Here is a 419-nt window from a genome sequence, read left to right on the forward strand (position 1 = left end):
TTCGAAAATCTCTGCAGCCACACAAGAGAATCCATGATCAATTCTTCAGATCAAGCGGACCACTCGGCAGCTTTTCCGCAAGAATTGACCTTGGTTTCTTAATCGGCATCTATGGCGATGAATTTCATCGCGATCTGGTGACGATCAAAGATATAAGGAACGCGTTCGCTCACGATCTTAAGATATTAGATTTTTCTCACCAGAGAATGGCTGACTTGGCATTTAATCTTAAGCTCGTAGATACTTACTATAAAGATGTAGACTACATCAAGCACGCTGGAGAGCTCGCCCTCAGAGGTGAATTCCCCGACGATCTGCACCTTCCAGCAGTCTTGGCGCATCCTAATGCTCCCATGTGGGCGAAGACGCCGAAAGGGCGGTTCATCATGACGCTTCAGGTCATGGCTTTGCTCTTATTG

Annotated in this window: 1 protein-coding gene; it reads left to right on the plus strand. The window is 46.8% G+C overall.

The features are described 5' to 3' along the window. Positions 1-419 (plus strand): hypothetical protein (locus AC2JF9_RS09795; protein WP_500727394.1); only part of this gene is annotated, 419 nt, incomplete at both ends.

It is taken from the genome of Lactobacillus sp. C449L, from assembly GCF_059900815.1.